Source organism: Serratia sp. ID 25-353 (assembly GCF_054792795.1).
This window is the reverse complement of record NZ_CM139236.1, coordinates 4432636-4448108: the sequence shown is the minus strand read 5'-3', so window position 1 is coordinate 4448108 and position 15473 is coordinate 4432636. Positions and strand designations below refer to the sequence as shown.

Here is a 15473-nt window from a genome sequence, read left to right as displayed (position 1 = left end):
TGCTAATAAACTGACGCTTGTCAGCAGGTTGCCCGGCCCTCGGGATAAGCCGCGCTGTTTTAGGGGGAAAATGAGGGCGGAGCAACAGGATGTTTGAAGGAAAAGCGCGGCGCTTACTTGGCGGAGAAGGTCTTTTTAAACAGGCGGATAGCGCTCCATGCGCCGAAAGCACGGCGTGACCAGCGGATCATCTTGCTGGGGTGGCGGATGCCGTACAGCGCCATGACGCTGGAACCGAGCACCAGATAGCGGCGCAGGCCAAACACCGTCTGCCAGCCGCGGTCAATGCGTTCGGTCTTTTCCAGCCACAGAGACTTGTGTTCGGCCAGATCCAGGCGTTGCTGCTGGATCTGGCGAATCAGCCTCTCTTTTTTCCATTCCAGGTAGCGGCGGCGGCTCATGGCTCGCGCTCCAGTTCGGCGCGGTCGAGTTCCAACTGCTTGCGCGTCGCGCCGAGCAGCGTGGTGCGACGGGCCTTGACCAGCGTCCAGATGGTGCCGACCACGGCCAGGAACAGCAGCACGCCGGTCGTGGCGCCCAGCGCCACCAGCCGGTAGACCGGATCGATGGCCCAAAAGATCAGGATCAACAGGCTCATCAAACCGAAGGCGGTGAACAGCAGCGTCATACCGGCCATGATCAGCAGTTGAATGAGGTTGGCTTTCTCCTCCTCCAACTCGACCACCGCCAGCCGGACACGGGTTTCCACCATGCCGACCAGGATCGTGATGATGCGCTGACCGATATCCAGGACCCCTTTGGCGGGGCCCTGCGCGCGCACTTGCGGTTGTTCAGCCATGATTAGCGACGCGCGAGCAGTACGCCCAGCACGACGCCAACCGCCGCACCGATACCGATGCCGGTCCACGGGTTGTCGCGCACGTAGTCGTCGGCCTGGCCTGCGATCTGTTTGGTTTGCGAAGCCAGCTTGTCACCGGCGTCGCTCAGGCGAGCGCGGGTCTCTTTCAGCGCGCCTTCCGCTTTCGAACGCAGCTTCTCAAGCTCGGCTTTCGGCTTGTCGGTGGAGGAGTTCAGCACTTCCTCCAGCGTATCGGCTAAGGACTTCAGTTCAGCGCGTAAGTTTTCTGCATTTGAATCATGTGCCATGTGATTATTCCTTAACGTTTATTTCGACAGACTTTTAACATAGCGGATTTTTTCGCCGGAGCAAAGGGGTGATGGCCAGCAGATAACACCAGACATCAATTCCATATGCTTAAGAAATCCCGTGTGATGGGGCTCTCATCGATAAATCCGCTGGTGTAAAAAAATTATTCCGCCTGGGCGCGTTTCAGCTCAGCCTGCGCTTCCGCCAGCTTTTGCTGCTTCTTGGCGACCTTGTCCAGCTTGCCGGTTTGCTGCGCTTCTTTCAGCTCCTGCCGGCGCTCGTCGACCTTGCGCTGTTTCTCCGCGATATTTTTCTCACGTTCGGCCTGCAGGCCGGCTTCGGTGCAGTGAGTCTGCACTTCGCTCAGCGCTTTTTTCAGGCCGTCCACGCGGTGGGTGTTGGCGTGTTGGGTGGCATAATCGATTTGCTGCTGGATGTCTTGCGCTTTGGCGGCGCAACCGCCCTCGGCGGCCGCAGCGAGCGCCGGCAGCGTGCAGAGTGGCAACAGCAGTAACAGTGAGTGGCGTAATTTCATCTTTCAGTTCCTTTTCATGGGATGCCTGAACAGGCATCCGCTTTCCTGACTGCCGAAGGCGGCAGCGCGAGAGGAGGGCGTTCATCGCCGGCTGAAGTTACCCTTCAGCATAGTCATGAAACCGGCGGGCCCCCAAAGAATCAGCCGTGACTCAGTGCTGACTGATTAATTCTTGAGCTAATCGGTGCGAATGAAAATGAAGATAATGGCAATGAAAGGAAACCCCTTCATATGAAGGGGGATTATCCCAGATTGAGTGGGGAACGCGCAAATTCGCGTACCCAATGCGACGGCACGGGGGACTCGCTCAACGCGATGTGGTAACCGGGCGGCAAAATGGTTTGCAACGCTTCGCGCGCCAGCAACTGCTGCTCCGGCGAGTCCAGACGGATGACCAGGCCATCACCTTCCGGCGTAATGCTTTTGATGCGGATGCCGCGCTCATCCAGGCGCTGGTAGACGTAAAAACCGTCGGGCAGCGACAGCCCTTGCTGGCTGGCGCGAATGCGCAGCTCGCTCTCGGTGCGCACCATGCAGGGCACCAGCAGCGTCGCCAACGCCAGCAGGGCGAGCGCGATCAGCAAGACGTATTGCCAGCGCGGGCGCTTTGCTGTCACGCCCCTTTCCCCGGGTTCTGGCTGCTGGCGCGTTTCTTGCGCCACAGCACGATCAGCGAGCCGACCAGCCCGACCACCAGCAACACCAGCGGCAACATCATCAGGCAGAACATCAGCTGATCTTCATACTTGCGGAACACCGGGGTTTTCCCCAGCGCGAAGCCCAACGTTGTCAGGATCAAGACCCACAGCAGGCCGCTCATCCAGTTGAAAAACTGGAAGCGCGCGTTGCTCAGGCCGGACAGCCCGGCGATGGTCGGCAGCAGGGTGCGCACGAAGGCCAGGAAGCGGCCGACCAGCAGAGCGGAAAGCCCGTGGCGGTGGAACAGGTTGTGAGCGCGTTGATGGTAGTGGGCCGGCAGGTGCGAAAGCCAGCCTTGCACCGTTCGCGTATTGCCGAGCCATCGGCCCTGTATATAGCTGACCCAGCACCCCAGGCTGGCGGCGACGGTCAGGATAACGATGGTCAGCGGGAAACCCATGGTGCCTTTGGCGATCAGCACGCCGACCAGGATCAGCAGGCTGTCGCCCGGCAGGAAAGCGGCCGGCAGCAGGCCGTTCTCCAAAAACAGGATCATGAACAGCAGGATGTAGAGGGTCCACACCAACGAAGGGTTCGCCAGCGTCTCAAAATCCTGCTGCCACAAGGCATGTATCAGTTCTTTAATGATGTCCATCCGGTGTTCCTAAAACGTCATTGTTTATTTTTATCTCAGCGGCGGAACGGGCGTGGGCTGAAAGCGCGCGGCGATCCTGAATGCTGATAACGATGAAACGGCGTTGCTTTAAGGTTTCTTAGCGGTGCGACACCGGTCATAGGTGGTAAGTCAGCGTGCCACGGTACTGCATGTTACTTTCTTTCCAGCCGGCCTGCCGACTCTGTTGCCTGGAGGCGTCCAGCATCCAGTCGACCAGGGCAAGCCGGTTGGGCGCCGGACTGTCCTGGCGGGGGAAGCGAATTCGGTAGCCCGGCTCTGCAGCCAGGGTATAGACCGGCGCCGGCAGGGAGGATACGAGCAGCGAACCGGGGAAAGAGTGCGCTCTGGGCAGCAGCAGCAGCAACTTACCGGGGGCTTTGCGGCGCGCTTCGGCCGGCGCCCGATACACATGATCATAGGGGGAAAGCGCCGGCTCCGCCAGCGGTGGCAGGCTGCTCAGCGCGCTGGGGGTGGGCTTGGGTGACGCCACGCATAGCTGTTGGCCGGAGACCGAACCGGTCCAGCAGAAAACAGCAATCAGCATGGCAAACAACCAGCGCATTTATTCGCGTCCCGCCCCCGCAGCAATGGGTAAAAAAGTGGGCTAACTCTACCAAAATAGCACGATTGGCAACAGGGAAATCTACGTTGCCGACGGTGAAATAGTACACGGCAAACGGCGGTTCCGGCATCGATTCAGCGGATTTTACATTACCTGACATAAGCCGACGGTTTTTGACCGCCGTGGCTATTTCGGTTCGTGGCTCACGCCATCCAGATGCACCACCGGATTCTCGGCGAACAGGTAGCGGTCGGCGTTGTATTCGAAATCGTCGCTGGTGGCGTTGAACAGCATCTGCTTGGTGTTTTCCAGATGCTGCCACATCGCCAGTTTGGCGGCGTAGGGATCTTTGCGCATCAGCGCCTTGAGGATCTGATCGTGATCGTCGCACCAGCTGGCGATCGAGCGTTCGTCGATATGCTCGTGCAGTTTTTTCCAGTAAGGGTTGTTGACCCGCTGTACCCACATTTTTTCCACGATGGTGGCCATGGCGGTGTTCTGGGTGGCCAGCGCCACCTGTACGTGGAACTTCAGATCCCACTGCGAGTCGCGGAAGCGATCCTCTTTGCGGGCGTGCTCCTGGATCTCCATCAGCTGCACGATATCTTGTTTGGTCACCTGGGTGGCGGCGAATTCGGCGATGTTGCTTTCGATCAGCTGGCGCGCCTGCAGCAGCTCAAACGGGCCGGCGGTGGCGAACTCGATGCTGTCGCCCGGTACCACCAGGTGTTTTTGCTGGTTGGACACCACGTGGATCCCGGATCCCTTGCGCACGTCCACATAGCCTTCCACTTCCAGCATGATGATCGCTTCGCGCACCACGGTGCGGCTGACATTCATCTCTTCGGCGATGTATCGCTCGGCCGGCAGCTTGTCGCCCACCGGGTAGCGGCCGCTTTCGATGCGTTGCTTAAGCTCGGCGGCCAGTTGCTGATACAGGCGTCTGGTTTCAGTGAATTCCATAGTGAATGCTCTATACGGTGCGGTGGGAAGGGGCGCGTAGCCATCGGATTTGTTATACCACTTATTCGGCACCGCTGCCAGAGGAGCAGGAGGCCCGGCGCGGCGGCCGGGCGACGGGATCAGCTGCGCGCCGGGGTCGGTTGCAGCGCGGCGGGTTGCGGTTCGGCGGCCGGGCGGTTTTGCAGCACCGTCCAGATGACGATGGCACCGAGAATATCGAAGACCGACAGCGCGGCGAACAGCGGGCTGAAGCCGAGGGTGTCTGCCAGGGCGCCGACCACCAGGGCGAACAGCGTGCTGGCGGTCCAGGCCGCCATGCCGGTCAGGCCGTTGGCGGTCGCCACTTCATTGCGGCCGAACACGTCGGAAGAGAGGGTGATCAGCGCGCCGGACAGCGCCTGATGGGCGAAGCCGCCAACGCACAGCAGCGCGATAGCCGCATAAGGGCTGGTGAACAGGCCGATCATGCCGGGGCCGATCATCAACACCGCCCCCATCGTCACCACCAGCTTGCGCGAGACGATCAGATTGACCTTGAAATACTTCTGGAAAAGCGGCGGCAGGTAGCCGCCGACGATGCAGCCGAGATCGGCGAACAGCATCGGCATCCAGGCGAACATGGCGATCTCTTTCAGGTTAAAACCGTAGGCCTTGAACATGAACAGCGGGATCCAGGCGTTGAAGGTGCCCCAGGCCGGTTCCGCCAGAAAGCGCGGCAGCGCGATGCCCCAAAACTGGCGGTTGCGCACGATCTGCCAGGCGGACATCTTTTTGGCGTTAGAGGTCTGGTGCTGCGCTTCCTGCCCTTCGAGGATGTAACGTCGCTCTTCCTGGCTCAGTTTCTTCTGATCTTTCGGGTGCTTGTAGAACAACAGCCAGCAGATGGCCCAGATCAGGCTCAGTACGCCGGTGATGATGAACGCCATCTCCCAGCTGTGCGCCACGATGGCCCACACCACCAGCGGCGGGGCGATCATGCCGCCGATCGACGAACCGACGTTGAAATAGCCGACGGCGATCGAACGCTCTTTGGCCGGAAACCACTCGCTGCTGGCCTTCAGCCCGGCGGGGATCATCGCCGCTTCGGCCATGCCGACCGCGCCGCGCGCCAGCGCCAGGCCGCCCCAACTGTTGGCCAGCGCGGTACCCATGCAGAACAGCGCCCACAGAATGGCGAACATGGCGTAACCGACCTTGGTGCCCAGCACGTCCAGCACATAACCCGCCACCGGCTGCATCACGGTATAGCAGGCGGAATAGGCGGCAACGATATAGGAATACTGTTGGGTGGTGATGTGCAGCGTATCTTCCAGCGTCGGCGCCGCCACGGCGATGGCGTTGCGGGTCAGGTAGCCCAGCACGGTGCCGACGGTCACCAGCCCGATCATGTACCAGCGTAACCCTTTAATTTTACGCATCCGAAATGTCTCCCCGTTTGAAGGTATGGCCGTCGATGCGGCTGGCGAGACAATAACCTGTCATACAGGTTTAAAAGTTGAGTGATATCACAAAAGGAATTATTCGCCTGAGCGATACTGTCGCCGGTGAAACAGGGCGTTTATGCCACACCTCTGCCGTAAAAATGAGCGAAAAAGGGATTAAAGGACAGCAAAATGACAGATGGCGGGAAAAATTTGCTGGACGCTCGCTAAAATTGGTGTGATAACTTTTGTGATTCGATCCCTGTGCCGCACGGCAAGTAAGGTAAGGAGCCCGAGATGGCGACGTTTTTGAGCGAAGATTTCCTGCTGGACAGCGAATTTGCCCGGCGTTTGTATCACGACTATGCGGCGCACCAGCCGATTTTCGATTACCACTGCCATTTGCCGCCGCAACAGATTGCGGAGAATACCCGCTTCAGCAATCTGTACGATATCTGGCTGCGGGGGGATCACTACAAATGGCGGGCGATGCGCACCAACGGTGTGGCGGAGCGGCTGTGTACCGGCGATGCGGGCGATCGCGAGAAATTCGACGCCTGGGCCGCCACGGTGCCGCACACCATCGGCAACCCGCTCTATCACTGGACGCACCTGGAGCTGCGCCGGCCGTTCGGCATCACGGGAACGCTGCTGTCGCCGGCCACGGCGGATGAGATCTGGCAGCGCGGCAATGCGCTATTGGCGCAGGATGAGTTTCGCGCGCGCGGCATCATGCGGCAGATGAACGTGAAAATGGTCGGCACTACCGACGATCCGATCGACGATCTGCGCCATCATCGGGCGATCGCCGACGATCACAGCTTCGATATCAAGGTGTTGCCGAGCTGGCGGCCAGACAAGGCCTTCACCATCGAAGCGCCCGGTTTCAACGACTATCTGCGGCAGCTGGAGGCGGCGGCGGACACCGCGATCGGCCGCTTCAGCACGCTGTGCGACGCCCTGTACAAGCGTATGGATCACTTCGCCGCCCACGGCTGCAAGGTGGCCGATCATGCGCTGGACGTGGTGGTGTTCGGCGAGGCCGATGAAGTGACGTTGGATGCGATCCTGCTGCGTCGCCTGAACGGCGAGCTGCCGACGCCGGAACAGAGCGCGCAGTTCAAAAGCGCGGTGCTGCTGTTCCTGGCCGGCGAATACCGGCGCCGCGGCTGGGTGCAGCAATATCACATCGGCGCGCTGCGCAATAACAACAGCCGCATGTTGGCCGCCGTCGGGCCGGATATCGGCTTCGACTCGATCAACGATCGGCCGCTGGCGGAGCCGCTGTCGCGGCTGCTGGATGCCCAGGCGCGGCAGGGCGGCCTGCCGAAAACCATTCTTTATTGCCTCAACCCGCGCGATAACGAAGTGATCGGCACCATGATCGGCAATTTCCAGGGGGAAGGCACGCCGGGCAAGATGCAGTTCGGCTCCGGCTGGTGGTTCAACGATCAGAAGGACGGCATGCAGCGCCAAATGACGCAGCTGGCGCAGCTCGGGCTGCTGAGCCGCTTCGTCGGCATGCTGACCGACAGTCGCAGCTTCCTGTCGTACACGCGCCATGAGTACTTCCGTCGCATCCTTTGCCAGATGATCGGCCGCTGGGTGACGGACGGCGAAGCGCCGGCGGATATCGCGCTGCTGGGCGGGATGGTGAAAAACATCTGCTTCGACAACGCCAAAGACTATTTCGCCATTGACCTGGCGTAGCCGTTATCCGGGACCGGTTTATGCAAAGTACGATAAAGATTCACGAACAGGATAACGTGGCGGTGGCGCTGCGCGACCTGGCCGCTGGAGAAACGGTTGAGCTGGCAGGCGTCGCCGTTCCGCTGGTACAGCCGGTGGCGCGCGGGCACAAGTTTGCACTCGGCCCGATCGCAAAGGGCGAGGACATCATCAAATATGGCCAGCCGATCGGCCATGCGCTCGCGGCCATCGGCCCTGGGGAGCATATCCATTCGCAAAACGCCAAAACCAACCTGAGCGATCTGGACAGCTACCGTTACCAGCCGCAGTTCCCGGCGTTGCCGCCGCAGGCGGCGGATCGCGAGGTGCAGCTGTACCGCCGGGCCGGCGGCGACGTGGGGATCCGCAACGAGCTGTGGATCGTGCCGACCGTCGGCTGCGTCAACGGCATCGCCCGCCAGATCCAGCAGCGCTTTTTGCAGCAAACGCAGGCGGAGGGGATCGACGGCGTGCATCTGTTCAGCCATCCGTTTGGCTGCTCGCAGCTGGGGCAGGATCATGCCAACACCCGCATCATGCTGCAGAACATGGCGCGCCATCCCAACGCCGGCGCGGTGCTGGTGATCGGGCTGGGGTGCGAGAACAATCAGGTGGATGCCTTCCGCGCCACGCTGGGGATGACGGACGAGCGGCGGCTGCGCTTTATGGTGTGCCAACAGCAGGACGACGAGGTGGAGGCCGGGCTGGCGCTGCTGCACGAGCTGTACCGGGAGATGCGCCACGATCGCCGCGAGCCGGGCCGCCTGAGCGAGCTGAAGTTCGGCCTGGAGTGTGGCGGTTCGGACGGATTGTCGGGTATCACCGCCAACCCGCTGCTAGGGCGCTTTTCCGACTATGTGATCGCCAATGGCGGCACCACGGTGCTGACCGAAGTGCCTGAGATGTTCGGCGCCGAGCGCATTTTGATGAGCCGCTGCCGCGATGGGGAGACCTTCGGCAAAACCGTCGACATGATCAACGATTTCAAACGCTATTTCATCGCCCATCAACAGCCGATATACGAGAATCCGTCGCCGGGCAACAAGGCCGGCGGCATTACCACGCTGGAGGAGAAATCGCTCGGCTGCACCCAAAAAGCGGGCCTGAGCCAGGTGGTGGACGTGCTGAAATACGGCGAGCGGCTGCGCGTGCCGGGGTTGAATTTGCTCAGCGCGCCGGGCAACGATGCGGTGGCGACCAGCGCGCTGGCCGGCGCCGGCTGCCATATGGTGCTGTTCAGCACCGGGCGCGGCACGCCGTACGGCGGCTTTGTGCCGACGGTGAAGCTGGCGACCAACAGCGAGCTGGCGGCGAAGAAACCGCACTGGATCGATTTCGACGCCGGCGGCCTAATCCACGGCGTGGCGATGGAGACCTTGCTCGGCCGCTTCGTCGATCTGATCGTCGAGATCGCCAACGGCCGCCCGGCGCGCAATGAAGCCAACGACTTCCGCGAGCTGGCGATCTTTAAAAGCGGGGTAACGCTATAAGGCTGACAAAAAAGGCGCTCGAAAGAGCGCCTTTTCGATGCCGACAGGTGGGATTAACGCACCTTCAGCGGGTCTTCGTTCGCCAGCCGTTGATCTTCCGCCTGGCAGGCCGCCGCGGTGAACAGCACGTCGGTGGAGGAGTTAAGGGCGGTTTCCGCCGAATCCTGCAGCACGCCGATGATAAAGCCCACGGCCACTACCTGCATCGCCACGTCGTTCGGGATGCCGAACATGTTGCACGCCAGCGGGATCAGCAGCAGCGAGCCGCCGGCCACGCCGGAGGCGCCGCAGGCGCAGAGGGCGGCCACCACGCTCAGCAGCAGGGCGGTCGGGACGTCCACCGCGATGCCCAGCGTGTTCACCGCCGCCAGCGTCAGCACGGTGATGGTGATCGCCGCGCCGGCCATGTTGATGGTAGCGCCCAGCGGGATGGAAACCGAGTAGGTGTCCTCATTCAGGTTCAGCTTCTTGCACAGCTCCATGTTCACCGGGATGTTGGCGGCCGAGCTGCGGGTGAAGAAGGCGGTCACACCGCTTTCGCGCAGGCAGGCGAACACCAACGGATACGGATTGCGGCGGATTTTCCAGTAAACGATCAGCGGGTTGAGCACCAGCGCCACCAGCAGCATGCAGCCGATCAGCACCATCAGCAGCTGGGCGTAGCCCCACAGCACGCCGAAGCCGGTTTCCGCCAGCGTGGAGGCCACCAGGCCGAAGATGCCGAGCGGCGCACAGCGGATCACCGCGCGTACCACCAGCGTGACTGCATGGGACATGTCGTTGATCAGCCCCTTGGTGGTTTCGGAAGCGTGGCGCAGCGCCAGCCCCAGCCCGACGGCCCAGGCCAGAATACCGATGTAGTTGGCGTTAATCAGCGCATGGAACGGGTTGGCCACCACGCTCATCAACAGACCCTTCATCACCTCCACAATGCCGCCCGGCGGGGTAATGTCCGTCGCGCCGGTGGTCAGCGCCAGCGTAGAAGGGAAGATAAAGCTGACGACGACCGCCACCAGCGCGGCGGCAAAGGTACCCAGCAGGTAGAGGAACAGGATCGGGCGAATGTTGGTCTTCTGCCCCTGTTTATGGTTGGCGATCGAGGCCATCACCAGAATCAGCACCAGCACCGGCGCCACGGCTTTCAGCGCGCCGACGAACAGGATGCCGAGCAGGCCGACGGCCGCAGCGGCTGCCGGCGAAACCAGCGCCACCAGAATGCCGGCCACCAGGCCGACCATGATTTGTTTGACCAGGCTACCCTGCATGATCCTTTGTAATAGTTTTTGCATAGTGCTTTCTTCCTGATGTTATCTGGCCGCCGCGGCGGGAACGACGCCGGGTAGCTTTATATGATTCTGTAACTAAGTGTGTTTGCCGAATCAGTATTCAGCAATCGAATGATGTTGGAAAGAGGCGAGGGTGAAATTCTGAGCGCGGATCAACACTTGATAACATACTGGTTACATTTGTGTGATCGCAATAACGTTTGGCGTTTTGGGGGAATTGCCAAACAATCGCGGGGCGACTAGCGCCCCGGATAACAGATTGTGGTTATTTCTTCGCCAGGCGATCGTTGCGGCGATTGACCCAGGCGTTGATCAGCAAGGTAAGCGTCAGGATACCCGCCACCACGCCGAGCGACACGCCGATCGGGATGTGGAAGAAGTCGATAATCAACATCTTGATGCCGATAAACACCAGGATCACCGACAGGCCGTATTTCAGCATCGAGAAACGCTCCGCCACGTTGGCCAGCAGGAAGTACATGGCGCGCAGGCCCATGATGGCGAACAGGTTGGAGGTCAGGACAATGAACGGGTCAGTGGTCACGGCGAAGATCGCCGGGATGCTGTCTACCGCGAAGATCACATCGCTCAGTTCGACCAGGATCAGCACCAGCACCAGCGGGGTGGCGAACAGGATGCCGTTGCGGCGCACGAAGAAGCGCTCGCCTTCCAGGCTGTCGGTCATGCGCAGCCGGCTGCGCAGCCATTTCACCAGCGGCTTGTCGCCGATCGCCGAGTCATCTTCCTTCGCCAGCGCCATCTTGATACCGGTGAACAGCAGGAAAGCGCCGAACAGATACAGCAGCCACTGGAACTGGCTGACCAACCAACTGCCGGCGAAGATCATGATGGTACGCAGCACGATCGCCCCCAGCACGCCGTAGATCAGCACCCGCCGCTGCAGGTTGGCCGGCACGGCGAAGTAGCTGAACAGCATCAGCCAGACGAACACGTTATCCACCGCCAGCGCTTTTTCGATCAGGTAGCCGGTCAGGAAAGCCAGCGCCTGGGTATCGGCGACGGCGCGCCCGGCGGTTTCATTCAGGTAGTACCAAAAACCGAAATTGAACAGCAGGGAGAGGCTGACCCACACCAGCGACCAGCTGGCGGCCTGCTTCAGGGTCATGGTGTGCGCGCCTTTACGGCCCTGCAACAGGAGGTCGATTGCGAGCATCACGACTATGACGGCGGCGAAGCTGCCCCATAACCACGGTGTGCCAACGGAATTCATCATCAGAGGTATCCTTCAAAAACAAAAACGGCCAACGTCGGAAGACGCCAGCCGCTTTGTGAACGCTGCAAGCAAACCTCGCCTTCCGGCAAGGTCTCACTTACAACGTTGATGAAGGTGGTTACACCTTTGACATCAGGTTGCCCGGTAACCGGATGCTTGCGCATCGTAATGACGATTGACCGGCAATGAAGTTACTCCCCTTTGCACAGCAGAAAGTAATGCAAAATGTGTCGGCGGTCAACGTGAATCGCGTTAGCCGGCCATCGCTTTTTGCGCGCCCAGGCTGACGACGAATCCCTGCAGCAGCAGACGGCTGAACGGCGTGTCGCTAACCTGTTGTTGTTGCTGTTGATAGCGGGCTTGCTGCTCGGGATGCAGTTCGCCGAGCCACTGCAGATACTGGCTCATCACCGCGCCGTTGAATTCCGGGTGGAACTGGGTGGTCAGGGCGTGATCGCCATAGCGCAGGATCTGGTGCGCGTCCTGCTGCGAACGCGCCAGCGTCTGCGCGCCGGCAGGCGGCGTCAGCACGCTCTGCGAATGGATAAGGTTGGCCTTGAAACGCGGCGGCAGCAGGGTGAGCCGCCGGTCTTCGGCTGCGGCGGGCAGCAGTTCGATCTCCAGCGTACCCACCTCCATGCCCTGCGGGTGGTAGCCCACTTCGCCGCCGAGCGCGTAGGCCAGCAACTGGTGGCCGTAGCAGACGCCGAACAGCGGCAGTTTGATCACCATCGCCTGACGCAGCCATTCGGCGGCTTCCTCGCTCCACGGCAGCTGTTCGGTCACCATCGCCGGCGATCCGGTGATGATCACGCCGCAATAGGCGGCCGGCGGCAACGGCCGTTCGCCGGCGGGCAGATGCACGATGTGCGCGCGTTCGGCATCGATGTTGCCCTGTTGCAGGAACATACCTTCAAAGTTGGCCAGTTCCTGGCGAATGGCCTGCGGCGCGTCGCCGGTTTGCATCACGAGCAGCGGTTTCATCTCATTCTCCGTCGGCGGGGAAGACGACGCCGGTCTGGCGGCGGATGTCGGTCAGTAGGCGGGCGACGATCAGCGAATTCTCCAGCCCCGGATGTTCCACCTGGTGCTTCTCAACCAACTCGGCGAAGGCCAGCGCTTCATACAGCATGGTGTTGATGTGCTGCGGTTGGCTCAGATCTTGGCGGTTGCCGCCGCGCGGCGTCAGCGCCACGCCCTGACACTCGGAAATCTTGTCGATAATCAGCGTGCCTCCCTCTCCCTGGATCTCGCTGGGGATCGCCGAGTCGCTGACCTTGGAATGGGAAAGCGTGACGTCGAAATCGCCGTAGTTCAGGCAGACGGTGCCGTGGGCGTCCACACCGGTCTCCAGCAGCGTGGCGCTGGCGAGCACCGACTGCGGCGCGCCGAACAGTGCCACTGCACTGGCCAGGCAGTAGTAACCGATATCCATGATCGAGCCGTTGGAGAACTGCGGGTTAAAGGTGTTGGGATTCTCGCCGGCGAGATAGCGCGGATAGCGCGAAGAGTATTGGCAATAGTTGATGAAGGCTTTGCGCAGCCGGCCGACTTTCGGCAATGCCTGCTGCAGCGCCAGGAAATTCGGCAAGTAGGCGCTTTTGAACGCTTCGAACAGCACCACCTGATTTTCCCGCGCGCAGGCTACCAGTTGTTCCGCTTCACGCTGGTTGGAGGCCAGCGGTTTTTCGCAGATCACGTGCTTTTTATGGCGCAGGAACAGCAGCGATTGCGGGCAGTGCAGGGAATTGGGGCTGGCGATATACACCGCGTCTATAGCATCGGACTGGGCCATTACCTCGAGTGAGTCGAAAAACTGCGTGACCTGATAGTTGCCGCCAAATGCCTGCGCCTGTTCCAGCGAGCGTGAATATACGGCGCTCAGCGTGAGTTTGCCGCTTTCATGGGCGGCATCGATAAAACGTTCCGTAATCCAGTTGGTGCCGACAACGGCAAAGCGAATCATGGCGAGCTCCGGTCCAGGCTTAAAACCGCAGATTATCACGCCCTCACTCGCTATGCATACAGCTCGCCGAACAGCGAAAGGTGTGTCAGATACAGCCGGGTATCGAACTCCAACTGGTGGTAATCCGGCTCCATATGACAGCACAGGCTGTAGAACGCCTTGTTGTGATCTTTCTCTTTCAGGTGCGCCAGCTCATGCACCACGATCATGCGCAGGAACGGTTCGGGTGCGACTTTAAACACCGTCGCCACGCGGATTTCTGCCTTGGCCTTCAGCTTGCCGCCCTGCACGCGTGAGATAGCGGTATGCAGGCCGAGTGCGTGCTTCATGACGTGGATCTTGCTGTCGTAGGCCACCTTGCTCAGCGGCTGAGCGTTGCGCAGATACTGGTTTTTCAGATCGACGGTAAACTGATACAGCGACTTGTCGGTGGTGCAGTCGTGCACCTGCGGATAGCGCTGCAGCAGCACGTCCCCCAGCCGATTCTGATGGATCAGTTGTTGCACCTGGCTTTGCAGATGCGTTGGGTAGCCTTGCAGGTAGGTCAATTCAGACATTCTTGTTCCGTATCAACGGCCATTCAGTCGGTCATTCTATGCTGTTTTTTCGCTCAAATCCTGACATACGCAATTTATCCGAAAAAACATTTTACTGACGGGCGTTTTTAGGGGATAAACAGCCCAAATTTTATCAGTCAGGAGGGGCAATGAGCCAACTCGATCTGGGAACACAGCAACTTGAGCTGGAGCGTTATCCCCAACAGGAAGAATCCACCCAACTGCAGGCGTGGGAAGCGGCGGACGAATATCTGCTGCAACAGCTTGAAAACGTAGATATCGGCGGCCGCCCGGTGCTGATTTTCAACGATAACTTCGGCACCCTGGCCTGTGCGCTGCACGCGCATCGCCCTTACAGCGTCAGCGACTCGTACATGAGCCAGCTGGCGACGCGCCACAACCTCAAGCTCAACGGTCTGGATCCTGAGCAGGTCACGCTGTTGGACAGCCTGGCTGAGCTGCCGGCGGCGCCGGCGGTGGTGCTGATTCGCGTGCCGAAGGCGCTGGCGCTGCTGGAGCAGCAGCTGCGCGCGCTGCGCCACGTTGTGACCGAAGACACGCTGATCGTCGCCGGCGCCAAAGCGCGCGACGTGCATACCTCGACGATGCAGCTGTTCGAAAAGGTGCTGGGCCCGACGCGCACCAGCCTGGCATGGAAGAAAGCGCGCCTGATCTTCTGCCAGGTGGCGGACATCGTCCCGCCGGCGGCAGCGGAAACCACCGACTGGACGCTGGACGGCACCGATTGGCTTATCCACAACCACGCTAACGTCTTCTCGCGCGGCAGCCTGGATATCGGCGCGCGCCTGTTCCTGGATCATCTACCGCGTGGCCTGAACGGCCATATCGTCGATCTGGGCTGTGGCAACGGCGTGATTGGCCTGACGGCGCTGGCGCAAAACCCGGAAGCGCAGGTGACCTTTCTCGATGAATCTTACATGGCGGTGGCCTCCAGCGAGCTGAACGTGGAGCACAACCTGCCGCAAGAGCTGGATCGTTGCCAGTTTGAGGTGAACAACGCGCTGGCGGGCATCGAGCGCGAAAGCGTGCAGGCGGTGCTGTGTAACCCGCCGTTCCACCAGCAGCACGCCATTACCGATCACACCGCCTGGCAGATGTTCTGCGACGCCAAGCGCTGCCTGCAGGTGGGCGGCGAATTGCGCATCGTCGGCAACCGCCACCTCGACTATCACCAGAAGCTCAAGCGTCTGTTCGGCAACTGCACGCTGGTAGCCTCGAACAAGAAGTTCGTGATCTTGAGAGCGGTGAAATCCGGCGCGCGTCGCTGAGCGTGATGACCAAGGGGCG

General features: G+C 60.7%; 18 protein-coding genes. 4 read left to right on the top strand and 14 right to left on the bottom strand.

The genetic code is table 11. The features are described from left to right. Positions 1-113: 113 nt before the first annotated feature. From ACYF6X_RS21375 to ACYF6X_RS21335, 9 genes are all read right to left on the bottom strand, one after another. Positions 114-401, bottom strand: coding sequence for a YqjK-like family protein (locus ACYF6X_RS21375; RefSeq protein WP_004937121.1), 288 nt, complete (start codon positions 399-401; stop codon positions 114-116). Continuing rightward, positions 398-799 carry a phage holin family protein gene (locus tag ACYF6X_RS21370; RefSeq protein ID WP_015379160.1) on the bottom strand — a complete coding sequence of 134 codons (402 nt, stop codon included), beginning with the start codon at positions 797-799 and terminating at the stop codon, positions 398-400. The genes ACYF6X_RS21375 and ACYF6X_RS21370 overlap by 4 nt, the downstream gene beginning before the upstream one ends. Before the next feature lie 2 nt (positions 800-801). Beyond that, the gene (locus ACYF6X_RS21365; protein WP_004937125.1) at positions 802-1107 is read right to left on the bottom strand and encodes an ElaB/YgaM/YqjD family protein; all 306 of its coding nucleotides are present in this window, start codon (positions 1105-1107) and stop codon (positions 802-804) included. A gap of 164 nt (positions 1108-1271) precedes the next feature. Next, complete coding sequence (locus tag ACYF6X_RS21360) at positions 1272-1643, bottom strand: DUF1090 domain-containing protein (protein ID WP_130017728.1); 372 nt, start codon at positions 1641-1643, stop codon at positions 1272-1274. A gap of 242 nt (positions 1644-1885) precedes the next feature. Beyond that, positions 1886-2260, bottom strand: a complete 375-nt coding sequence (gene mzrA, locus ACYF6X_RS21355) for an EnvZ/OmpR regulon moderator MzrA (protein ID WP_074181139.1) — start codon at positions 2258-2260, stop codon at positions 1886-1888. Next, positions 2257-2937, bottom strand: coding sequence for a DedA family protein (locus ACYF6X_RS21350; RefSeq protein WP_063988619.1), 681 nt, complete (start codon positions 2935-2937; stop codon positions 2257-2259). The genes mzrA and ACYF6X_RS21350 overlap by 4 nt, the downstream gene beginning before the upstream one ends. Before the next feature lie 136 nt (positions 2938-3073). Continuing rightward, the gene (locus ACYF6X_RS21345) at positions 3074-3520 is read right to left on the bottom strand and encodes a hypothetical protein (protein WP_130017729.1); all 447 of its coding nucleotides are present in this window, start codon (positions 3518-3520) and stop codon (positions 3074-3076) included. 186 nt (positions 3521-3706) lie between these two features. Then, a complete protein-coding gene (gene exuR / locus ACYF6X_RS21340) occupies positions 3707-4483 on the bottom strand; it encodes a transcriptional regulator ExuR (protein ID WP_033636102.1) in 777 nt (258 codons plus the stop codon). A gap of 119 nt (positions 4484-4602) precedes the next feature. After that, positions 4603-5901, bottom strand: coding sequence for an MFS transporter (locus ACYF6X_RS21335; RefSeq protein WP_107227076.1), 1299 nt, complete (start codon positions 5899-5901; stop codon positions 4603-4605). Positions 5902-5978: 77 nt separating this feature from the next. On the opposite strand from ACYF6X_RS21335, the gene ACYF6X_RS21330 reads away from it, so the two are divergent. From ACYF6X_RS21330 to ACYF6X_RS21320, 3 genes are read left to right on the top strand one after another with little or no spacing between them, the layout of a single operon-like run. Continuing rightward, on the top strand, positions 5979-6146 hold the full coding sequence (locus tag ACYF6X_RS21330; RefSeq protein ID WP_165384370.1) for a hypothetical protein: 168 nt from the start codon (positions 5979-5981) through the stop codon (positions 6144-6146). Between the two features lie 55 nt (positions 6147-6201). After that, positions 6202-7614 carry a glucuronate isomerase gene (gene uxaC, locus ACYF6X_RS21325; RefSeq protein ID WP_063988622.1) on the top strand — a complete coding sequence of 471 codons (1413 nt, stop codon included), beginning with the start codon at positions 6202-6204 and terminating at the stop codon, positions 7612-7614. Positions 7615-7634: 20 nt separating this feature from the next. Next, positions 7635-9122: a UxaA family hydrolase gene (locus ACYF6X_RS21320; RefSeq protein WP_130017730.1), complete on the top strand. Its 1488-nt coding sequence runs from the start codon at positions 7635-7637 to the stop codon at positions 9120-9122. Between the two features lie 53 nt (positions 9123-9175). Here the strand turns inward: ACYF6X_RS21320 and sstT are convergent, their stop codons facing one another. The 5 genes from sstT to ACYF6X_RS21295 form a co-directional block, all read right to left on the bottom strand. After that, positions 9176-10411, bottom strand: a complete 1236-nt coding sequence (gene sstT / locus ACYF6X_RS21315) for a serine/threonine transporter SstT (protein ID WP_063988624.1) — start codon at positions 10409-10411, stop codon at positions 9176-9178. A gap of 262 nt (positions 10412-10673) precedes the next feature. Further along, positions 10674-11642, bottom strand: a complete 969-nt coding sequence (locus ACYF6X_RS21310; RefSeq protein WP_063988625.1) for a TerC family protein — start codon at positions 11640-11642, stop codon at positions 10674-10676. A gap of 252 nt (positions 11643-11894) precedes the next feature. After that, a complete protein-coding gene (locus ACYF6X_RS21305) occupies positions 11895-12626 on the bottom strand; it encodes a glutamine amidotransferase (RefSeq protein WP_107227073.1) in 732 nt (243 codons plus the stop codon). A 1-nt stretch (position 12627) separates the two neighbouring features. Continuing rightward, positions 12628-13608 (bottom strand): Gfo/Idh/MocA family protein, encoded by a 981-nt coding sequence (locus ACYF6X_RS21300; protein ID WP_130017731.1) that lies wholly within the window; start codon positions 13606-13608, stop codon positions 12628-12630. Between the two features lie 50 nt (positions 13609-13658). Further along, entirely contained in the window at positions 13659-14165 is a 507-nt protein-coding gene (locus ACYF6X_RS21295) for a M48 metallopeptidase family protein (RefSeq protein ID WP_004937154.1), read from the bottom strand. Between the two features lie 149 nt (positions 14166-14314). Here ACYF6X_RS21295 and rlmG point away from each other — a divergent pair, with 149 nt between their 5' ends. Beyond that, a complete protein-coding gene (rlmG, locus tag ACYF6X_RS21290) occupies positions 14315-15454 on the top strand; it encodes a 23S rRNA (guanine(1835)-N(2))-methyltransferase RlmG (RefSeq protein WP_107227071.1) in 1140 nt (379 codons plus the stop codon). Positions 15455-15473: the final 19 nt, after the last annotated feature.

Coding starts and splice junctions, on each gene's coding strand:
- ACYF6X_RS21375 (WP_004937121.1), bottom strand. CDS start 401: ATGAGCCGCCGCCGCTACCTGGAATGGAAAAAAGAGAGGCTGATTCGC.
- ACYF6X_RS21370 (WP_015379160.1), bottom strand. CDS start 799: ATGGCTGAACAACCGCAAGTGCGCGCGCAGGGCCCCGCCAAAGGGGTC.
- ACYF6X_RS21365 (WP_004937125.1), bottom strand. CDS start 1,107: ATGGCACATGATTCAAATGCAGAAAACTTACGCGCTGAACTGAAGTCC.
- ACYF6X_RS21360 (WP_130017728.1), bottom strand. CDS start 1,643: ATGAAATTACGCCACTCACTGTTACTGCTGTTGCCACTCTGCACGCTG.
- ACYF6X_RS21350 (WP_063988619.1), bottom strand. CDS start 2,937: ATGGACATCATTAAAGAACTGATACATGCCTTGTGGCAGCAGGATTTT.
- ACYF6X_RS21345 (WP_130017729.1), bottom strand. CDS start 3,520: ATGCGCTGGTTGTTTGCCATGCTGATTGCTGTTTTCTGCTGGACCGGT.
- exuR (WP_033636102.1), bottom strand. CDS start 4,483: ATGGAATTCACTGAAACCAGACGCCTGTATCAGCAACTGGCCGCCGAG.
- ACYF6X_RS21335 (WP_107227076.1), bottom strand. CDS start 5,901: ATGCGTAAAATTAAAGGGTTACGCTGGTACATGATCGGGCTGGTGACC.
- uxaC (WP_063988622.1), top strand. CDS start 6,202: ATGGCGACGTTTTTGAGCGAAGATTTCCTGCTGGACAGCGAATTTGCC.
- ACYF6X_RS21320 (WP_130017730.1), top strand. CDS start 7,635: ATGCAAAGTACGATAAAGATTCACGAACAGGATAACGTGGCGGTGGCG.
- sstT (WP_063988624.1), bottom strand. CDS start 10,411: ATGCAAAAACTATTACAAAGGATCATGCAGGGTAGCCTGGTCAAACAA.
- ACYF6X_RS21310 (WP_063988625.1), bottom strand. CDS start 11,642: ATGATGAATTCCGTTGGCACACCGTGGTTATGGGGCAGCTTCGCCGCC.
- ACYF6X_RS21305 (WP_107227073.1), bottom strand. CDS start 12,626: ATGAAACCGCTGCTCGTGATGCAAACCGGCGACGCGCCGCAGGCCATT.
- ACYF6X_RS21300 (WP_130017731.1), bottom strand. CDS start 13,608: ATGATTCGCTTTGCCGTTGTCGGCACCAACTGGATTACGGAACGTTTT.
- ACYF6X_RS21295 (WP_004937154.1), bottom strand. CDS start 14,165: ATGTCTGAATTGACCTACCTGCAAGGCTACCCAACGCATCTGCAAAGC.
- rlmG (WP_107227071.1), top strand. CDS start 14,315: ATGAGCCAACTCGATCTGGGAACACAGCAACTTGAGCTGGAGCGTTAT.